This window comes from Aeromicrobium sp. P5_D10, assembly GCF_054049535.1.
Genome location: NZ_JBFUME010000003.1, coordinates 269,523 through 288,173 on the forward strand (window position 1 = coordinate 269,523; position 18,651 = coordinate 288,173).

14 protein-coding genes are annotated in these 18,651 nt (G+C 65.8%); 4 read left to right on the forward strand and 10 right to left on the reverse strand.

From position 1 onward, the window contains the following. Window positions 1-48: 48 nt before the first annotated feature. From ACXJKC_RS06395 to ACXJKC_RS06405, 3 genes are all read left to right on the forward strand, one after another. Window positions 49-444, forward strand: a complete 396-nt coding sequence (locus ACXJKC_RS06395) for a hypothetical protein (protein ID WP_456695850.1) — start codon at window positions 49-51, stop codon at window positions 442-444. Between the two features lie 62 nt (window positions 445-506). Then, window positions 507-1,016 carry a thioesterase family protein gene (locus tag ACXJKC_RS06400; protein WP_456695851.1) on the forward strand — a complete coding sequence of 170 codons (510 nt, stop codon included), beginning with the start codon at window positions 507-509 and terminating at the stop codon, window positions 1,014-1,016. Further along, window positions 1,013-1,774, forward strand: coding sequence for a helical backbone metal receptor (locus ACXJKC_RS06405; protein WP_456695852.1), 762 nt, complete (start codon window positions 1,013-1,015; stop codon window positions 1,772-1,774). Before ACXJKC_RS06400 ends, ACXJKC_RS06405 begins: the two co-directional genes overlap by 4 nt. On the opposite strand, the gene ACXJKC_RS06410 is transcribed toward ACXJKC_RS06405, so the two are convergent. The 10 genes from ACXJKC_RS06410 to ACXJKC_RS06455 form a co-directional block, all read right to left on the reverse strand. Continuing rightward, window positions 1,761-2,513: an enoyl-CoA hydratase/isomerase family protein gene (locus ACXJKC_RS06410; RefSeq protein WP_456695853.1), complete on the reverse strand. Its 753-nt coding sequence runs from the start codon at window positions 2,511-2,513 to the stop codon at window positions 1,761-1,763. The genes ACXJKC_RS06405 and ACXJKC_RS06410 overlap by 14 nt on opposite strands. Window positions 2,514-2,555: 42 nt before the next feature. Next, window positions 2,556-3,986: an NAD(P)/FAD-dependent oxidoreductase gene (locus ACXJKC_RS06415; protein ID WP_456695854.1), complete on the reverse strand. Its 1,431-nt coding sequence runs from the start codon at window positions 3,984-3,986 to the stop codon at window positions 2,556-2,558. A 60-nt stretch (window positions 3,987-4,046) separates the two neighbouring features. Then, entirely contained in the window at window positions 4,047-5,078 is a 1,032-nt protein-coding gene (locus ACXJKC_RS06420; protein ID WP_456695855.1) for a hypothetical protein, read from the reverse strand. Window positions 5,079-5,168: 90 nt separating this feature from the next. Continuing rightward, complete coding sequence (locus ACXJKC_RS06425; RefSeq protein ID WP_456695856.1) at window positions 5,169-8,522, reverse strand: HtaA domain-containing protein; 3,354 nt, start codon at window positions 8,520-8,522, stop codon at window positions 5,169-5,171. Between the two features lie 121 nt (window positions 8,523-8,643). Next, window positions 8,644-11,232: an ATP-dependent chaperone ClpB gene (gene clpB / locus ACXJKC_RS06430; RefSeq protein WP_456695857.1), complete on the reverse strand. Its 2,589-nt coding sequence runs from the start codon at window positions 11,230-11,232 to the stop codon at window positions 8,644-8,646. A gap of 103 nt (window positions 11,233-11,335) precedes the next feature. After that, window positions 11,336-12,535, reverse strand: a complete 1,200-nt coding sequence (locus ACXJKC_RS06435) for an ice-binding family protein (protein WP_456695858.1) — start codon at window positions 12,533-12,535, stop codon at window positions 11,336-11,338. 353 nt (window positions 12,536-12,888) lie between these two features. After that, window positions 12,889-14,445, reverse strand: a complete 1,557-nt coding sequence (locus tag ACXJKC_RS06440; protein WP_456695859.1) for an FAD-dependent oxidoreductase — start codon at window positions 14,443-14,445, stop codon at window positions 12,889-12,891. Window positions 14,446-14,455: 10 nt separating this feature from the next. After that, entirely contained in the window at window positions 14,456-15,328 is an 873-nt protein-coding gene (locus ACXJKC_RS06445; protein WP_456695860.1) for an FAD:protein FMN transferase, read from the reverse strand. Between the two features lies 1 nt (window position 15,329). Beyond that, complete coding sequence (locus tag ACXJKC_RS06450; protein ID WP_456695861.1) at window positions 15,330-15,797, reverse strand: FMN-binding protein; 468 nt, start codon at window positions 15,795-15,797, stop codon at window positions 15,330-15,332. A gap of 84 nt (window positions 15,798-15,881) precedes the next feature. Next, entirely contained in the window at window positions 15,882-17,282 is a 1,401-nt protein-coding gene (locus ACXJKC_RS06455; protein WP_456695862.1) for a phytoene desaturase family protein, read from the reverse strand. Window positions 17,283-17,363: 81 nt separating this feature from the next. Between ACXJKC_RS06455 and ACXJKC_RS06460 the strand changes: the two genes are divergently transcribed. Then, window positions 17,364-18,581, forward strand: coding sequence for a DUF222 domain-containing protein (locus tag ACXJKC_RS06460; RefSeq protein WP_456695863.1), 1,218 nt, complete (start codon window positions 17,364-17,366; stop codon window positions 18,579-18,581). The last annotated feature ends 70 nt before the right edge of the window (window positions 18,582-18,651 follow it).

An 18,651-nucleotide genomic window follows, 5' to 3' on the forward strand; every position in this document is an offset into this window, starting at 1 on the left:
CAGGGCCTGGCCGTCCGGTCAGGTCCTGCACCTCCGGGAGGCAATGACATGTCCGACATCGACTGGTGGGTATGGGTCGTCATCGCGATCATCGTGATCGCGATCATCCTGGGACTCGTCGTAGCGAGTCGCCAGGTCGCAACGCGTCGTCTGGTCAAGCAGCACGAGAAGGATGAGCTCAGTCGTGGTGAGGCAGACAGAATGCGGCGTGAAGCCGATGCGGCTGCCGCAGCGGTGCAACGCCGTGAAGCCGACGCCGCCACCGCCCGGGCAGATGCCCAGGACGCCCGGATCCAGGCCGAGGAGCTCCAGCGTCAGGCCTCCGACCTCGACAGGGACGCCACGAGACAGCGCGAAACCGTCGACGAACAGCTCGCGGAGGCGGACCGGATCGATCCCGATGTGACCGACGGCTCGCACGTGCGACGAGACGATCAGATCTGACCGGACGAACAGTGGCCACGGCCGGGGTCCTTGCCCCGGCCCCGGTCACCTATCGTCGGATCGTGAGCATTTCGATTCCCAACTACGACCAGGTCACCGAGCTCCCGGCGCAGATCGACCATGATGTACCACCGGAGTTCATCGACGAGAACGGTCATATGAACATCGGCCGCTATCTCGAACTCGGTGGCGCTGCGCTTTGGCGCCGCTGCCATACGGACCTCGGCATGGGCGTCAAGCACCTCAGGGAGCGTGGACTTTCGACGTTCACTGCCGAACATCACCTGACGTATCTCTCCGAGATGCTCGAAGGCGAACGGGTCAGCGTGCATGTCCGGCTCATCGAACGCACCGATAAGGCGCTGCACGCCGTCTCCCTGATCGTGAACCAGTCCCAGCAGCGCCTCGCATGTGTTGTGGAAGCCATGTTGATCCACATCGATATGGGCCCGCGGCGCCCGACACCGTTCCCGTCTGACGTCGTCGAGCTGCTCGACATCGCTTTGACAACCGACAACCTGGCCTGGCCGGCACCGCTCAGCGGATCGATGGGCGTGCGACGCAAGGTATGAACGATGATCTCGGTCACCCCGTCAACCTGGACACGCCCGTCCAGCGAATCGTCTCCCTGGTTCCATCGCTGACCGAGGCGATCGCCGCCACGCGCCCCGAGGCGCTCGTCGGCGCGACTGACTGGTGCACCCACCCGGCGGACCTCGACGTCGCCCGAGTGCGCGGCACCAAGAATCCCGATCGTCGCGCCGTTGCGGCACTCGCACCCGATCTGGTCATCGCGAACCGGGAGGAGAACCGCGAACTCGACATCGCCCGCCTGCGCGACGCCGGCATCCCAGTGTGGGTCACGGTGATCGAGACACTCGACGAGGCGTTCACCTCGATGCGTCGCCTGTTCACCGACGCGCTGGGCTGGGACGTGCCGGAGTGGCTCATCGCGGCGGAGACGGTGTGGGCGCAGCCGCCGGTCGCGGACGGCCGCCGGGTCGCGATTCCGATCTGGCGTGATCCGTGGATGGTCGTCGGTTCCCGGACGTTCACGGGCGATCTGGTCACCCGCCTCGGTCTCGTCAACGCATTCGGCGACACCGTGCTGAATCCTGGCCAAGACCGCTATCCCCATGTCGAGGTCGACGATATCGAGGCCGATATCGTCCTGCTGCCCGACGAGCCATATGTCTTCACAGCAGACGACGGCCCGGAGGCTTTCGAGGGCACGTCCACTGTGCTCGTCTCGGGCCGAGCGCTGACCTGGTACGGCCCCTCGCTCGTGACGGCCCGCGCGGAGCTGGAACAGCTGATCAGCGCGAGATGAATGCCTCGACCAGGCGCTGAGCCTCGTCACCGGCCACGGCGGAGGCGATTGTCGCGGACTCATCGGCTCCGGCCTCTGGACCGGTCGTGTCCCACGAGCCGCGGATCAGGCGTTTGGCCTGACCCAAGGCCATGGGTGCAGTGTCGGCCCAAGAACGCGCCATGGCCTCGACCTTGGCTTCGACCTCATCATCGGCGACGACGTACGAGACCAGTCCCCAGTCGAGCGCTTCGGCCGCGCTGAGGACGCGTCCGCTGAGTGCGAAGTCGAGCGCACGCTGCTGCCCGATCGCGCGCGGCACGAGATAAGAAGCGCCACAATCGGGCGTCAACCCGATACCCGGATAGGCCATGACGAACTTGGTCGATGCGGACGCCACGATGACATCACAGCTCAACATGACTGCGAGACCCGCTCCGGCGACGGCTCCACGCACCCCGGCCACGACGGGCTTGGGCAGATCGGCCAGATCGCGCAATCCGCCTTCGAGCACGTTGGCGAGCTCAAGCAGATATGCCGGAGCGTCGTCGGCCTCGACGAACGACTTGACGTCGCCGCCCGCGCAGAATCGCTTGCCGTTGGCGGTCAAGGTGATGGCTCGGACATCGTCTCCGGATACCGCATCGACCGCGAGCACCAGGTCGTTGGCGGCTGGGAGATCGAATGAATTGGACTGCTCGGGACGGTTCAGGACGAGTCGGCCGACGCCGTCGACGATCTCGTGGGTCACTGCGGGCATGCGAGGCCTACCTTCGTCGTGCTGGGGGGCGATATCGGCTGATCAGTCGGACGGGGACTTCTTGGCCGGCGTGTCCTTGGCGGCCTTTTTCGCCGGCGCCTTCTTGGCCGGGACGCTCTTCGCCGCGGCCTTCTTGACGGCAGCCTTCTTGACGGCGACCTTACGAGGCGATCGCGCCTCGACAGTCACCGGTTTGAGCGCGACAACCGGAGGGGTCTCGCCCACGATGGCATTGTGACTGCCGCCTGCGAAGTATTTGGCCGTCAGGTTGATCAAAGTGGCGAAGCGGTTGCGGTTGCCCAGCAACGTCGCGATGTGCAGGCCGACCCAGATGACCCAGGCCGGAAAGCCCTTGAGCCGCGGCATGAACTTGATCTCGGCGACCGCCGACGAACGGCCGATCGTCGCCATCGTGCCTTTGTCCTTGTACTTGAACGGCTTGGGGGCCTTCTTGTTCTTGAGCTCGGCAGCGATGACCTTGGCGGCATGCTTTCCACCCTGCAGCGCCGGCTGGGCGAGCTGCGGGAGCGGATTGTCAGGACTGACCGAGACATCGCCGATCGCGTAGACGTCGGTCATACCCTTGACCCGCAGGTGCTCGTCGGTCTCGATACGTCCGCCGCGACCCTGCGGCACCGACCATTCCTTGACGGTGTCGTGTGCAGTGATTCCGGAGGCCCACACGACGATGCCGGCAGGCAGGAACTCCTGCTCCCCGGCGCGCTCGATCAGCACACCGTCCTCGCGGACTTCCTTGACCGCCGTCTCCAGGCGCAGGTCGACGTGGCGCTTCTCGAGGGACTTCTTGGCGTAGTCGCGCAGCTTGGTGTGGAACGGCGCTAGAACGAAGGGCTGCATCTCGATCAGCGTGATGTGGATCCGCTTCTTGTCGAGCTCGGGGTACGTCGTCGGCATGTCGTTATTGCGCAGTTCGGCGAACGCCCCCGCGGTCTCGACGCCGGTCGCACCGCCGCCGACCACGACGATGCGCAGATCGCGGTCCTGACCGTTGATCGCGGCATCCTCGAGGTTCGCGAACATCCGGTCGCGAACGGCCAGGGCCTGAGAACGTCGGTAGAGCGGCATCGAGTACTTCTCCGCGCCCGGGATCCCGAAGAAGTTGGCCGTGACGCCCACCGCGATGATCAGCTGGTCGTACTTGACTTCGACTCCGCCGTCGAGCTGCAGCGTCTTGGACTCATGATCCATCGAGGTGACGGTGCCCTTGAGGAAGCGCACATTCTTCTGCTTGGCACGGATCGCCCGCAGGAACCAGGTGATGTCGCCGGGATTGAGGCTCGCGGTCGCGACCTGATAGAGCAGCGGATTGAACGTGTTGTAGTTGTGACGATCGATCAACGTGACATCGACGTCTGCGCGCTTGAGTTTCCGCACGGCGGCGATGCCTCCGAAGCCGCCTCCCACCACGACGACGTGGGGGCGTTTCTGGGCTGAAGCAGCACTGTCAGACATGCCTCCATGATAGAGGGCGGCGTGCAGTGGGCGCACTTCGCTCCCCCCTCCAGCGGACATCTATGTCTTGACAAACCAGCGTCGCGCCTCAGGCTTGCGCAGCTGGATCAAAACGACGATCGCGGCAGCCGTGAACGGAATCCCCATCGGGACCAACAGGATCGACGCCACGACCGTGACGGCTGCCATCACGAACAGGAAGACATCGCCAGAACGCCGCCTGACCAGCACCAGGGTCGAGGCGGTCAGACCGCCCAGGGACAGCGCCAGACACATCCCGAAGATCACCATCGATGTGCGGTACAGCTGTTCGAAGTCGGTCGACATGTCATCGAGCAGGCTTCGACCAAGAGAGCTCTCGCGCAGGAGACGTTGGTAGTCGTCAGCACCGACCAGGCCGAGCACCAACAGGGCCAGCGCAGACATCGCGGCCACGGCGACCGAGCCGATGAACGTCGTCCAGGTGGCGATGCGGACCGGCTTGGGCAGCACTTCACGGCCACCGACGAGACTCGGTGGCTGGGGTTGATAGGGCGGCTGAGGCTGAAATGGCGGCTGGGGCGCAGCCGACTGCTGAGCCGCCGGCATCGGCGGACTCGACGCCGCCGCGACGGGCACCGCTGCGCGCTCGGGCTCGATCTCCTCGCCGTTGAGTCTGCGGAACCAGGTCTTGGCCTCGCCGCGCCACAACCGGGTCGTGAATGCGACGGACATCGCTCCGAGCAGGATGTCGAAGAACGAGCCACCCGTGGCACCGAAGAAGAAGCTCAGACCGACCAGGATCATCACGACCGTGAGGCCGATCCGGCTGGCGCGGTCGCCGCGCGCGGTGTAGATCGCGAAGACCACACCGGCCGCGGCAAGCACCGCGAGGACTGTCAGGAAGACCTTGTATCCAGACTCCGCGCCGCTGGCGCTCGCGCCACTCTCACGCAGTGCTTTGAGGATCGCCGAGACCCGGTCGGCCCCGTTCTCACCGTTCCAGGTGGTCACCAGATCGACCGCGCTGATCGCCTGGATCAAAGCGAACAGACCCAGGTACAGGCAGGTCGCAGTGAGCATCGGCGGACGCTTGGGCGTCGTCGCAGTCATGCGCCCATCCCATCATGCGAGGGCAAGTCGGCACCCGGGCGGGCAGGAGACGGCCTCGCCGCCGCCTCCTGCCCTCTCAGTACAGAACCGCTACCGCACCTTGACCTTGATGTACGGACTCGTCGCCGAGCCGTGCAGCGCACCCGACGCCAGGCTCACCCGCAGATAGTGCGTGCCCTTCATGAGCTTGGGCAGCTTGATCGTCAGCTTGCCCCGGTGTCCGACCTTGAGCGTCGCCGTCTTGAGGATGCGCCCGCCGTCACGGATCACGAGCTGCCCTGCCGGCCGGTACGCCGAGGTCGCCGAGGTCAGCGACCCCTTCACGATCAGCCTGGGACGGGTCTTGCGGGTTATCGTCGCATCCTTGGCACGGACCGTGATCCTCGCGGACGCCTTGACGACCCGCAGGCTCCCCTTCGCACTGGACGCCGCCACACCTGCAGAACCCGGGTACGTCGCGGACACCACATAGGTGCCGGGACGCAGGCCCGAGGGCAGCTTCACGGTGGTCCGACCGTTGCTCAGCGTCCCCGACGCGGTCTTGCCACCGACGGCGACCTTGACCTTGCCGGCCACCTGGGCACCCGGAGCCGCGACCTGCACGGTCGCGGACGACAGACGCCCGTACGTGTAGCTCGACCGCCCCATCGTGACCTGGGTCTTCGAGGCAACCGGGTCGCCGTTCTCCTGACCCAGGGCCAATTGAGCGCCCAGTTCGTCGAGCTCGGAGCCGGCCGGATAGAAGCCGGCAAAGGCCGGGGCGCCCGCCTCGGTGAGCTTCGCACCGACTCCCGCCAGTCGCAGCGTGTCTGTGCCAGCTGTCAGCGCATCCTTCGCGTCAAGCGCGGCGAGCTCGACGTCGTCGTACGTCGTCAGCTCGGTCGAGTCGAGGCTCTTGGAGACGACATCGGCCACGAGCACGCCGCTGTCTCCGGTGATCTCGAGCCGCGGATCGGAGATCTTCAGGTCGAGAGCACCCGCGTGACCCGTGAAGTGGACCGATCCGTCGTACTCGACCTCAAGGGATCCGGTCTTCGGATCGTACGAGCCGGAGTCGACCGGGAACCTGAACGTGCCGTCGTCGGCGACGCTCGCACCGCCGGCCACAGTCGTCGTCCCGTGCGCGATCGGTCCGCCGATGTACTTGCGGAACGACTCCTTGACACCCCAGGCCAGATCGCCGGAGGCTACGTCACGCTTGGCGTCGGACGGTTCGGCGACCGACAACGTGACGGTGCGGGAGTAGATCGTGGCAGTGTCGTTGCGCAGCCGGGCCCGGAACACCGAGCCACTCTGGTCGGCGTTGCTGTCCTTGACGGTCAGCGTGCCGCCGTCGATCACGAAGTTGTCGTCATCGTCGCTGAGATCCTGCCAGTAGCCGCCGACTCGCCGCTGCCACGTGATGCTCGGATAGGGATTGCCCTTGGGCATGACCAGGAACTGCGCATCGTCGCCCTCAGTCACATCGGCGCTCTCGGGCTGGAAGACGATCGCTGGTGCTGTCTGGACTTCGGCGACGACTGCCTCTGTGGCGATCTGGCCAGCGGCGTTACTGAACAGCGCGCGGTACTGCCGGCCGTTGTCAGCCTCGCTCAGCGTGACAGTCACACTGGGCGAGGTCTCCCCCGCGATCTCGGTCCAGGCCTTCGCCGATGTGCTGCCGACGGGCCGGGACTGCCACTGGACCGTGGGACTCGGGTCGGCTGTCGCCGCTGCCGTGAGGACCGCCGTCTTCGACACGTCGCCGACGCCGAGGCTGACCTTGGGCGTCGCCGGCTGCTTCGTGATGGTCGGCGAGATGCCGCTCTGGTCCCATGACAGGAAGCCGAAGTCGGCCTCGTCGGCGCCCATGCGCTGCGCCACGGCGTACAGCTTGCCGCCGTCACCGGCCACCGGCAACGCCTCGAGCACCGAGTACGCGAGCGCCTTGACGGTCAGCTCTCCCTGATGCGCTCCGCGCACCGCGACGATCTTGAACGAGCCCCAGTCCGAGAGATACCAGGTGTCGGTCGAGATGTCGTACGACGAACGCAGGACCTGGCTGAGACCCGTGTCCTGAATCGGCCCGACCCGGTTGTAGGCGCCGTCGCTCACGGCCACGTCATAGATCCGGCCCTGGTAGTTGGTGAGCCGGAATCCTCCGTCTGCGACCGCGACGGCCTCAGTCGGGTACTGGAATGCCTCTTGCTGCGCCTGCGGGTTGGTGTAGTCGCCAGGCAGATCGCTGACGACGGCGTTGCTGCCCGTGACCTTGATGAGCTTGGGTGCACGTCCGGCTTCGGCAACGACGACAGTGCCGAGCTCGTCGACGGCGATGCCGGGACGACTGATCTGCAGGTTCGTCGACAACGGGTACGAGGTCGTGCTCCACTCGCCGTCGGCGACCGTGAAAACGTGCAGCTGGTTCGCGGTGAGCGCGATGACCCGATCGGCGAACCGGTCGTACGCGACCTGCCCGACAAGACCGGTCAGCAGCTCATCCGTCTCATAGGTTTTGGCCTCGGGATTCCAGGTGCGGGCGATGACCCGGTTGCCGGAGTTGCCGACGATCGCGCCTGAACCCGCGTGCAGCACCGGGGCCGGGTAGGAGTTCCACGAGCCGTAGAAGGCCGGGGAGCTGGGCGATCCGATCGGTGCCAGGGTTTCGGCGTCGTACGCCTGCAGTTGCGAGTTGGTCCCGAGGTGGACGACACCACGCGCCACGTCAGGAACGTTGGTGACCACGCTCGCCAAGACGTTCGTGACGGCCTTGTCCGGGCTGAGGCCGAGTGAGCCGGGCGGCGCGAACGACTCTGCGGTCGTCTCCGGCTTCCCGCCGGGACCGGCATAGACCGCCGAGACCGGGTCGAACAGCGCACCGCTGCCGTAGTTGCCGGAGAAGATCCGTACGCCTTCTTGGGTCAGTCGCGTGTCGAGCGGCGACCACGTGGACGTACCGTCGGCGACCTCGACGTCACCGCTGGCCAGGTCGATGTCTGTCAGCGCGACGACTCCGTAGTCGATCATCTCGCCGGTCGACTCTGACTTGGACTGGACGTCGGCGAGGATCTGCGGCTCGTCGCCGTCGACCACGAGGAGTAGATCGCTCAGCGTGAGGTCGAGCGCGCCTTCGTGCAGGCTCCAGTGGACCGAGCCGGATGTCTGCAACTCGAGTCGTCGGGTCTCGTTGTCGTACGTGCCCGACTCGACCTTCCACTGGAACTCACCTTTGGCGTTGACGGTCAGGCCGTCGGACAACTCACCCGGCCCGGCGTAGTTCCGCCAGCTGGTCCGCACCCCCCAGGTGACTGTGCCGTCGCTGATCGTCACCTCCTCGGCAGACGCCGGCGACGTGGAAGAACCCACGACCAATCCGGTCAGCAACAAGGACGAGGAGGCAAGCAGTGCGGACGCCCGCCTCCTCCAGGACCGCCGCGCGTCGGGCGCGGTGTGGACAGAACTCATCAGGGGACCTTTCACACATTCAGGCAATGCCCACGACTGAGGGCAGCCTAACCATAGTTAGGCTGCCCTCAGGAAAACGATTTGATGACGTTCTGTCTTAAAAGGCGAGACGCCGATCAGGTCACACTGGGACGACCGAGAGCTCGTCGGCGTCTGCCGCCTTGTCGACCACGACGGTCTGGCCGTCACGGACTTCCCCGGCCAGCAGCGACCGCGCCAGGCGATCGCCGATGGCCTGCTGCACCAGTCGGCGCAGTGGACGTGCACCGTAGGCCGGGTCCCAGCCGGTCAAGGCGAGCCACTCCCTAGCGGCCGGCGTGACCTCGAGCGTGATGCGACGAGATGCAAGCCGCTTGCCGAGAGCCTGGATCTGCAGGTCCACGATGTGCGCGAGTTCCTCGGTGCCGAGGGCGTCGAAGGTGACGATCTCGTCAAGACGGTTGAGGAACTCGGGCTTGAACGACATCTTCACGACATCCATGACCGCGGCCTTCTTGGCAGCATCGTCGAGCGAGTCGTCGGTCAGGAACCTCGAACCCAGGTTGGACGTCAACACCAAGATGACATTGCGGAAGTCGACCGTCCGTCCCTGACCATCGGTCAGACGTCCGTCATCGAGCACTTGCAGCAAGATGTCGAAGACCTCGGGGTGCGCCTTCTCGACCTCGTCGAGCAGAACGACCGAGTAGGGACGGCGGCGGACCGCCTCGGTCAGCTGACCGCCCTCGTCGTATCCGACATATCCGGGAGGCGCGCCCACGAGACGACTGACCGAATGCTTCTCGGAGTATTCGCTCATATCGATGCGGATGATGGCCCGCTCGTCGTCGAACAGGAATTCCGCCAGAGTCTTGGCCAGCTCGGTCTTTCCGACGCCCGTCGGACCGAGGAACAGGAACGATCCGGTCGGTCGATCGGGGTCGGAGATGCCGGCCCGCGAGCGGCGCACCGCATCGGACACCGCCGTGACGGCGGCCTTCTGTCCGATCAGCCGCTTGCCCAGCTCGTCCTCCATACGCAGCAACTTGCCGGTCTCACCTTCGAGCAGACGTCCCGTGGGGATGCCCGTCCAGGCCGCGACGACCTCGGCGATGTCGTCGGCGCCGACCTCCTCGTGCACCATGGCGTCCTCGGGCCGGTCGGCCTCTGCCGCTTGGGCGTCAGCGAGCTGGCGCTCCATGGCCGGGATCTCGGAGTACAGCAGGCGACTGGCCTGTTCCATGTCGCCTTCGCGTTGCGCGCGCTCGGCGGCGCTACGGACCTCGTCGATGCGCTTGGTGATCTCACCGACCGCGTTGAGCGATTCCTTCTCGCGCTCCCACCGAGTCTCGAGCGCCCGCAGGGTCTCCTGCTTGTCGGCCAGCTCGACGCGCAACTTGGCGAGCCGCTCGATGCTGGCCTCGTCGGATTCCTTGCTGAGGTGCAGTTCCTCCATCAACAACCGGTCGACCGCGCGGCGCAGTTCATCGATCTCGATGGGACTGGAGTCGATCTCCATGCGCAGTCGACTGCCAGCTTCGTCGATCAGGTCGATCGCCTTGTCGGGCAGCTGGCGGCCCGGAATGTAGCGGTCCGACAGTGTCGCAGCAGCGACCAGCGCCGCGTCTGAGATGCGGACCCCGTGGTGCGCGGAGTAGCGCTCCTTCAAACCACGCAGGATCGCGATGGTGTCCTCGGGCGAGGGCTCGCCCACGAAGACCTGCTGGAAGCGGCGCTCCAGGGCTGGATCCTTCTCAATCCGCTCGCGGTACTCGTCGAGCGTCGTGGCGCCGATCATGCGCAGCTCGCCGCGGGCCAACATCGGCTTGAGCATATTTCCGGCATCCATCGCACTGTCACCGCCGGCACCTGCGCCGACCACGGTGTGCAGCTCATCGATGAACGTGATGATCTGACCGTCCGATTCCTTGATCTCGGTCAGGACGGCCTTCAGACGCTCCTCGAACTCGCCGCGATACTTCGCGCCCGCGACCATCGCTGCGAGGTCGAGCGAGATGAGTCGGCGCCCCTTCAAGGACTCCGGGACGTCGCCGGCGACGATGCGCTGCGCGAGCCCTTCGACCACGGCGGTCTTGCCGACGCCGGGTTCACCGATCAGGACCGGATTGTTCTTGGTTCGACGGCTCAGCACCTGCACGACCCGGCGGATCTCGCTGTCGCGACCGATGACCGGGTCGAGCTTTCCCTCTCGGGCGACTTCCGTGAGGTCGACGCCGAACTTCTCCAGTGACTGATAGGTGTCTTCGGCGTTCGCGCTCGTGACCCGTGAGGTGCCACGCACCGCCGCGAAAGCCGCTTCGAGCGCATCTGCGGTGGCGCCGGCCTCGACCAGCACGGCCTGCGCCGGCGAGGTCACGGTGGCCACACCCACGACGAGGTGCTCGGTCGAGACAAAATCGTCGCCGAGCTTGTCGGCGAGATCCTGCGCCCGTTGCAGCACCTCATGGCTCGACCGACTGAATGCCGGGTTCTGAACACTGGCACCCGATGCGCTCGGGATCCCCGCAATGGCCGACTTCAGCCCGGCGTCGATCGCCTGTGGATCGACGCCGGCCGCCTGGATCAACGGCGCGGCCGTGCCGCCGTCCTGCTCCAGAAGCGCACGAAGCACATGGGCAGGCTCCACCGCAGGATTGCCTGCGGCAGCGGCCGCCGACATCGCCGCACCGAGCGCCTGCTGGCTACGGGTCGTGAACTTCGCAAGATCCATGAATGCTCTCCTTTGTAAAACCTCTTACATAGGACAGCGTACAAAAAGTTGAGTCTATTCCTGTCAACTTCAGTTTTCTGTGCGCTGCGCTCGCTGAGCGTGATCAGCTGCGGTGCAGACCTCTCGGACGTCGGCTCATGACGAGCAGCGTGACACCGATCATCGCCATCAGTGCACCCAGCGGAGCCCAGAAGCCCGCCGGGCCTCCCGCACCGGGGAGATCCTGCGACGTGCTCGTCGCATCAGCGTCAGTGCCGGAGTCCGTATCGGCGTTCGTGACCGTGCCACCATCTGTATCAGCGTCGGTGTCGGTATCCGTTCCGTCCGCGACAGTGTCGCCGTCGCTGTCGGCGTCGGCGTCGGTGTCTGCATCAGAGCCGCCGTCGGCATCGGCGTCCGCGCCGGCATCCGCGTCAGAGCTGTCCGCGTCGGCGTCAGAGCCGTCGGCATCGGCGTCCGCGTCCGCGACAGTACCGTCGTCGTCGGCAGCATCATCGGCAACCACCGGCGGCGAGCAGCCCGGCATCGTGAACGTGTTGTTGAGGAGCGTCACGGCACCGACTTGGGCGAGCAGCCGTCCCTCAAACGTCGCACCAGTGCCGGCGCTGATGGAGTTCTCGGCCAGCACGGTGCCGACGAACGTCGAGCCCGCCTTGATGTCAGCGTCCTCCTCCACCTGCCAGAACACGTGACAGGCCTGCGCGCCCCCGACGAGCTCGACAGTGCTGCCAACCTCCATCGTGAGCGACGAACCGACCTGGATGACGAACTCTGCGTCGGGATCCCCCTGGGCATCCAGGGTCACGGTCCCGTTGCCGGCGAGGTTGAGCGTCGACGACGCCCGGTACACGCCCGGCAACAGGTCGACCCCGTCGAGCTGGGTCAGGTTGCTGCCCGAAGGTGTCTGCGCCGCAGCTTGGAGGTAGGCCGCCAGGTTGGCGGTCTGCGCGGCCTGCGACTCCTGGGTCGTGGCGATGGAGCCGCCGGCCGGCGGCTCCCATACGAAGTCGGCGATACCGGTGATCTCGGTGCCTGAGAAGACGCCGACATCGCCGAGCACGTCGGCGTCGTCAGTGCGGATGGTGGTGGTGCCGCCGCTGTTGGTGACGGTGCTGGCACCCAGCACGGCGAACTGCTCGGCTGCGCCGAGGTTGATCGTCGGGGCCGCGGCATGGGCCAAGCTGGCGAACGAGATGCCGAGGGCGACGAGGCTGCCTGCCAAGGTGGCGGCGCCTGCCGCGACGAGGGCGGGGCGCCGCTGCGACGAGGATAGGACGGTTGAACGGGGATGACTATTGGTCATGGTGAACCTTCTGGCGATCTGACGGATGTGAGCCCACGGTCACCGGTGACCTGGAAGAGCCACCCGGCGAGCAGAGCCGGCGCCTCGGCGCACATGTCAGCGGGCTGTTCCAGAAGCCAGAGGTCGCTGGTGCGTTCGGTGTCTTGCCACGGAGCGGCAATGGGTTGCGACCATGCCCTCTCCCTGAGGACCTCAGCCGCTCGCGCAGGCATCGTCAGATCGAGATTCCTACCGGGTGGTGGCGATGGATCCGTCTAGGACAGGCCCTTCGCACACCCGACGATACGCCATCGCGCTCTCTCGCGCCCTTCGAAGCGCAACGGTTTATTCCTGCAACCGGCGCATCGACCTTGTCAGTAGCCGGTGAAATAGTCCGTTCGCACCGAGCGGCAGGCCGAGGCAAGGTCGGCTCGTACCGCATTGACCATCGCCGGCGGACCGGACACGTAGGCCTTCCGGTCGCCGATATCCGGAACTGCCCCGGCGATGATCTCGGCCGACAGGAACGGCGCTTCGACGTGCATCCAACCGTCGGGCAACACGTCGGGACGAACCGGGCACACCAGGACGACCCGGGCGCCGGCCAGCTCTTGCACGAACGGCACTTCATCTGGCGACGCAGCCCCATAGATCAGTACGGCGTCCCTACCTGCCTCATGTCTCAGCTGACTCAGGAATGGGGTGATGCCGATGCCACCGGCCACGAGGAGCACCGGAACCGCCGGGTCGGCCGGCAGGACAAAATCGCCGCCGACCCCGGTGCCGTGCAATCGCTGACCCGGTCGCAGGGCCAACAGCGCCCGCTTGAAGCTCGAGGAGTTCTCGGGCACTCGCAAGGCGAACGAGACGGTCCCGTCGGCGCTCGGGGCCGAGCTGATGCTGAACGTGCGACGACTCCCGCGACTGTCGGTGCCCGGATGCGGCAGGGACAGTTCGATGTACTGGCCGGGGGTGAAACTGACCGGCCTCTTCGGGCGGAAGGTGAGCTCATAGGTCTCGGGGGTCAGTTGCTTGGTCTCCTCGAGCTCGAACGTCAGCCCCCGACGACGGGCGAAGGCGAAAGCGACCAGGTTGCCGACAAGTAGCGAGAGTTCGGGAGTGACGGCCACGACGCCGACTCTGATCGGATCGACTCCCACCACTGTCGCGAACAGCGGCCAGGCGACGACGAATCCGGTGACGGCCGCGACGGCCCGCTGCTGCCAGCGTCGCGGCGGCAGCGTGAGGGGCTCGGTCACCATGAACCCGGCGATGAACACCAAGGGGTACGAGTAGACCGTGACCTTGATGATGTCGATCAGCGAGCCGCCGCCCAAGTCGTTGAGCGCGACGATCGTGAAAACTGCGCCCACGGCGACGAAGATCAGGCCGACGTCGAGTCTCCTGGTGCGCCAGAGGACGAGCAGTGCCGCTACCGCGACGAAGGGCAGCAGCTTCTCGGCAGCGATCCACCACGTCGCGTTGATCAACGTGTCTCGGCCGACCAGGTCCTGCGCGACCACGACCAGCACCGCACCGGCCGCCGCCGGATTGAAGATATGCCGACCGCGCCAGGCGAGGACGTACTTCGAGGCATTGGCAAGCACGGCCGCCGTGGCCAACCAGGCGAGGTCGGCCGCATCGGTCGACGGCCAGAACAGGAAGAACAGCAACAATGCGGTGATGATCGACGACTCGGTGTGTGGCGCGATCCGCCAGATCAGGCCGAGAACCCGGTTGCTGGCGTACGAGGCGGCGAGCAGAACGAGCAGCGTGATGAGTTCGCCCTCGACCGTGAACGGCTCCTTGAACGTCCCAGCAGCGGTGTAGACCACCATGACCAGGGCTAGAAGGGACAGCACGATCGTCACGAGCCGGTACATCGTGATGCGGCCGAGCTGGCGGTCGAGTACGTCTCTCACAGTGTTCATGCGGCAGTCCTCATACGAATAGCTCTCCGGGAAAGTTCGGCGACCACTCGACGCGGCCATCGGCGTGCATACGGACGAATTCGTGCTGGAACCGCGACATGAGTTCGTCCGGTTCGGCGAAGAAGTGCGCCGTGGCCAGGCCGTCGGCGCGCATGCACGACTGCGGCACCACGACCCAGGTGGCAATCACGTCTTCAGTGGGTCGGCCCGTGCGCGCGTCGATCACATGGTGCAGTCCATCGCCCCACGCGCGCCGGTTGGTCGCCGAGGCGCAGAGAGCATCTTCCGGCTCGATCTCGGCGACTCCAATTGCCTTCGTGGGATCCAGCGGATGCTCAAGCGCAACCCGTATCGGCGCGGTTCCGTTGTGGTACATATCCCCGCTGGCGTCGATCGTGAACTGATGCGTCACCTGTCCGACGATGCCCTCAAGCAGGTCGACCAGGAGCCCCTTGCCCGCGGCGCCGACGTCGAGCAACACGGGTTCGACAGTGGTCAGTTCATTCATCGCGCTCACACCGAAGTCGAGCGACAACGTGCTGGCATACCCAGAAACGGTGGGTTCAGCGATCGGCGCCAGCGAATAGTTCGCGTCGTACCCCAGGTCGGCCAACGTCTGACCGACGGCCGGATTGACCGCCCCGCCCGTCGCATCGTGCAGTTCCGCGTAGAAGCTGAGCAGCATCTCGGCCTCGTCGGGCATCGCCCACGTCCCGCCGCGCTGCGACATCTGGGTCACGAGCGAGTCGGCGCGAAACCTGGACCAGATCTGATCGAACTCTTCGATGCGATCGAGCACGGCACCCTGCACGTCCTCAGCCAGCGGTTCACGCGTGTCGATCTGCCACGCGGTGCCGATCGCCTCGAACTGCCACGCGTGCACGTCAGGCCTGCGCTTCGGCCTTGATCTTCTCGATCGCGTCATTGAATCCGCCGCTGGTCAGCGATGACCCGGCGACCTTGGAGACGCTGATCTCGTCGAGCCCCTTGCCGACGACCTCGTCCGCCACTCCTCCGGCGAATTGTGTCTGGAACTGCTTCGACGTGCCGTTGGTCGCCTCGGGTGTCACGGTGACGGCGGAGATCTTGCCGTCGGCGATCGTCAGGTCGACTTCGACGTGGGACGGTCCAGCGGGGCTGACGTAGTCGCCCTGCGCGGTGTATTCGCCGTCCTTGACGTCAGCGGCAGCTGAGCCAGGCGCCTCAGTCGTTGCGTCCGTTGCCGCGGGCGCCGATGTGGTCGGATCGGCGGCGGCCGGATCGGAGTCGCTGCTGCCGCATGCCGCGGTCAGCAGCAGGACGGATGCCGCAGCTGCGGCGGAAAGCATCTTCTTGTGGGCTGGCAGGTTCATCGGTGACTCCTGGATTCATGGAAAGAATGAAGGTTCAACTAATAGAACGCCGCGTGGTGGAAACAGGTTCCGATCGCCCTATTCTCACAGGTCGGCCACAGCTGCGCTCGCTGCGTTGAAGCCGCCCATCCCGTGCACCCCGCCGCCTGGCGGGGTCGACGCCGAGCACAGATACAGACCTTTGACTCCCAACGAGTAGGGATTCGTGGACACGCGTGGCCGCATCACCAGCTGCCATGGATCATTCGCGCCACCGCCGATGTCGCCCCCCACGTAGTTGGCGTTGTGGGCCTCGAGGTCGGCAGGGGTCGAGATCGTCCGGGCGATGATCCGGTCACGGAAGCCCGGCGCGAACCGCTCGATCTGCCCGATGATCGCCTCGGTCGCATCGCCTGTGTAGCCGGCCGGCACGTGCGCATAGGACCAGATGGGATGGATATCTCCGGCAGAACGTCCGGGATCGGCCAAGTACTGCTGACAGACCAGGACGAACGGCCGTGCGGGCATCCGTCCGGCGTGTGCCTCTCGTTCAGCCGCGTTGACCTGTTCGAACGTGCCGCCGAGATGAACCGTGCCGGCCCGGCGTGCATGCTCGTTGGCCCACGGGACGCCTCCCTCGACAGCGAAGTCGACCTTGAACGAGCCCGGCCCGTTCCGCCACTTGCGCAGCGGTCGGCGGACCCGGCCCGGAAGCCGGTCCCCGACGATCTGCAGGACGGCCGTCGGTGACGTGTCGAACATGACGATGTCGGCCTGCGGCAGTTCAGTGACCCGGTGGCCCGTCTCGATACGGCCGCCATGGTGTTCGAGGTCTGCGGCCAGAGCCTTCGCGATCGCGATCGATCCGCCCTTGGCGACCGGCCATCCGTAGGCGTGACTCGTCACGGCGAACATGAGTCCGAGGCCACCTGTTGTCGGTCGGTCGAGCGGATGCATCGCGTGTGAGGCGAGGCCCGCGAACAGCGCCCGCGCCTCATCGGTCTTCCAGCGTCGCGCGATCCAGGATGCCGGTTGCATGGCCCGTATGCCGAACCCCGCCAGCAGTATCGGATGCCGGGGAATGTGCAGGATCGGCCCGAACAGCTCACCGATGAGGTCGTCTCCGCGCTTGACGAGCGGCGCGAAGAGGCGTCTCCAGGCCTCGCCGTCCTCACCGAGCTGATCGGCCGTACGGTCTAGATCACGGAACAGGACACCCGCTCGTCCGCCGTCGAGCGGATGAACGGCGTCGATCTCGGGCCACAGCCATTCGAGCCCATACTGCTCCAGGCCGAGACTCCGGAAGAACGGCGACGCGACACCGGTCGGATGAGTGGCGGAGCAGATGTCATGGAGAACGCCCGGGACATTGAGCTCTGCTGATCGCGTACCCCCGCCGATCTCGTTCTCGGCTTCGAGCACCGTCACGTCGATACCCGCGCGTGCCAGCACGACGGCGGCCGACAGGCCATTGGGACCAGAGCCCACGACAACCGCAGAAGTCATGTGTTCAACCTAGTCCGCGCACTGTGGATAACTGGGGTTGCAGTGAAATCGGGTGTCTGAGGTCGGTCGTAGCGTGGAATCATGTTCGAGGACGTCGCGACCACCGACCTGCTGGGTCACCTACGCGCGTTCGATTTCGACAACCTCCCCACCCACGAACACGGCCACACCCGGATCGAAGCAATCAAGTCACTGGATCGTGCGGTCCGGGCCGCTCAGGCCGAACAGATCGCCCAGATCATCGAGCTACACCGCGAACGCGCCGCCGTGATGGGTTTGGGCCACGGGGACCCGACCCTGTCAGTCATCGGCGAAATAGCCATGGCCCGCAACATCGGACCCGGTGCCGCATCCTCCCAAGTCCAACTCGCCATCGCCATGGCGCATATGCCGCAGGTGTTCGACCTGTTCCGCACCGGTGTCATCAGCGAAGCCACCGCCCGCGCGGTCGCCACCGAAACAGCGTCACTGTCAGTCGACCACTTCCCCTTGGCCGATCACGAACTCGCCACCAAACTCCCCGGCCTGACCACCACCGCCGCCAAACACGCTGCCGCCCGAGTCGTCATCGCGATCGACGCCGAAGCCGCCAGAGTCCGCGCCGAACGCAACCGCGCCGACCAACGCGTCACACTGTGCCCCGAAACCGACGGAGTCGCCACCCTCATCATCCGCGGACCCGCCGAACAGCTCCTCGCCGTCCACAAAACACTCGACGACTGGGCCACCGGGCTCAGATCGACCGGCGACCCACGCACCCGCGGCCAGATTATGGTCCAAACCCTCGTCGAACGCGTCACTGGTCTGGCGCATGCCGATGAAGTGTCGGTAGAAGTCAACCTCGTCATGGACGCTCAGACCCTATTCGGTGACGGCGACAATCCCGTCGATCTCGACGGCTACGGACCCATCGCCCCCGACGTGGCCGAAGACCTCATCGCCCGCGCCAAAACCACCACCATCCGCAGGCTGCTGACCGACCCCGTCGACGGAAGTCTTGTGGTGCGTGAACCCCGACGACGGTTCTTCACCCCCACCACCAAGTCCTACATCCGCACCCGCGACAAAACCTGCAGACAACCCGGCTGCGACCTGAAGATTCGCGACGCCGACCACATCCTCGACCACCAGTTCGGTGGAGAATCCACCGCCAACAACGCCCAAGGACTCTGCAAAAGATCCCACACGCTGAAGCACTTACCCGGCTGGCAAGTCACCGGCAACGGAAAAATCACCCGCTGGCGCACCCCCACCGGCCACACCTACACCTCAAGACCACCACCCGTACTGCGCCAATAGCCAACCTCTGGCTAGTACCCTCCACGGATGGCCTCCAGCCCCACCGAACACACGACTACGCTTTGGACGC

Bases quoted from the DNA above. Each gene is read 5' to 3' on its own strand.
- ACXJKC_RS06395 (WP_456695850.1), top strand. From the start codon at position 49: ATGTCCGACATCGACTGGTGGGTATGGGTCGTCATCGCGATCATCGTG.
- ACXJKC_RS06405 (WP_456695852.1), top strand. From the start codon at position 1,013: ATGAACGATGATCTCGGTCACCCCGTCAACCTGGACACGCCCGTCCAG.
- ACXJKC_RS06410 (WP_456695853.1), bottom strand. From the start codon at position 2,513: ATGCCCGCAGTGACCCACGAGATCGTCGACGGCGTCGGCCGACTCGTC.
- ACXJKC_RS06415 (WP_456695854.1), bottom strand. From the start codon at position 3,986: ATGTCTGACAGTGCTGCTTCAGCCCAGAAACGCCCCCACGTCGTCGTG.
- ACXJKC_RS06420 (WP_456695855.1), bottom strand. From the start codon at position 5,078: ATGACTGCGACGACGCCCAAGCGTCCGCCGATGCTCACTGCGACCTGC.
- ACXJKC_RS06425 (WP_456695856.1), bottom strand. From the start codon at position 8,522: ATGAGTTCTGTCCACACCGCGCCCGACGCGCGGCGGTCCTGGAGGAGG.
- clpB (WP_456695857.1), bottom strand. From the start codon at position 11,232: ATGGATCTTGCGAAGTTCACGACCCGTAGCCAGCAGGCGCTCGGTGCG.
- ACXJKC_RS06435 (WP_456695858.1), bottom strand. From the start codon at position 12,535: ATGACCAATAGTCATCCCCGTTCAACCGTCCTATCCTCGTCGCAGCGG.
- ACXJKC_RS06440 (WP_456695859.1), bottom strand. From the start codon at position 14,445: ATGAACACTGTGAGAGACGTACTCGACCGCCAGCTCGGCCGCATCACG.
- ACXJKC_RS06450 (WP_456695861.1), bottom strand. From the start codon at position 15,797: ATGAACCTGCCAGCCCACAAGAAGATGCTTTCCGCCGCAGCTGCGGCA.
- ACXJKC_RS06455 (WP_456695862.1), bottom strand. From the start codon at position 17,282: ATGACTTCTGCGGTTGTCGTGGGCTCTGGTCCCAATGGCCTGTCGGCC.
- ACXJKC_RS06460 (WP_456695863.1), top strand. From the start codon at position 17,364: ATGTTCGAGGACGTCGCGACCACCGACCTGCTGGGTCACCTACGCGCG.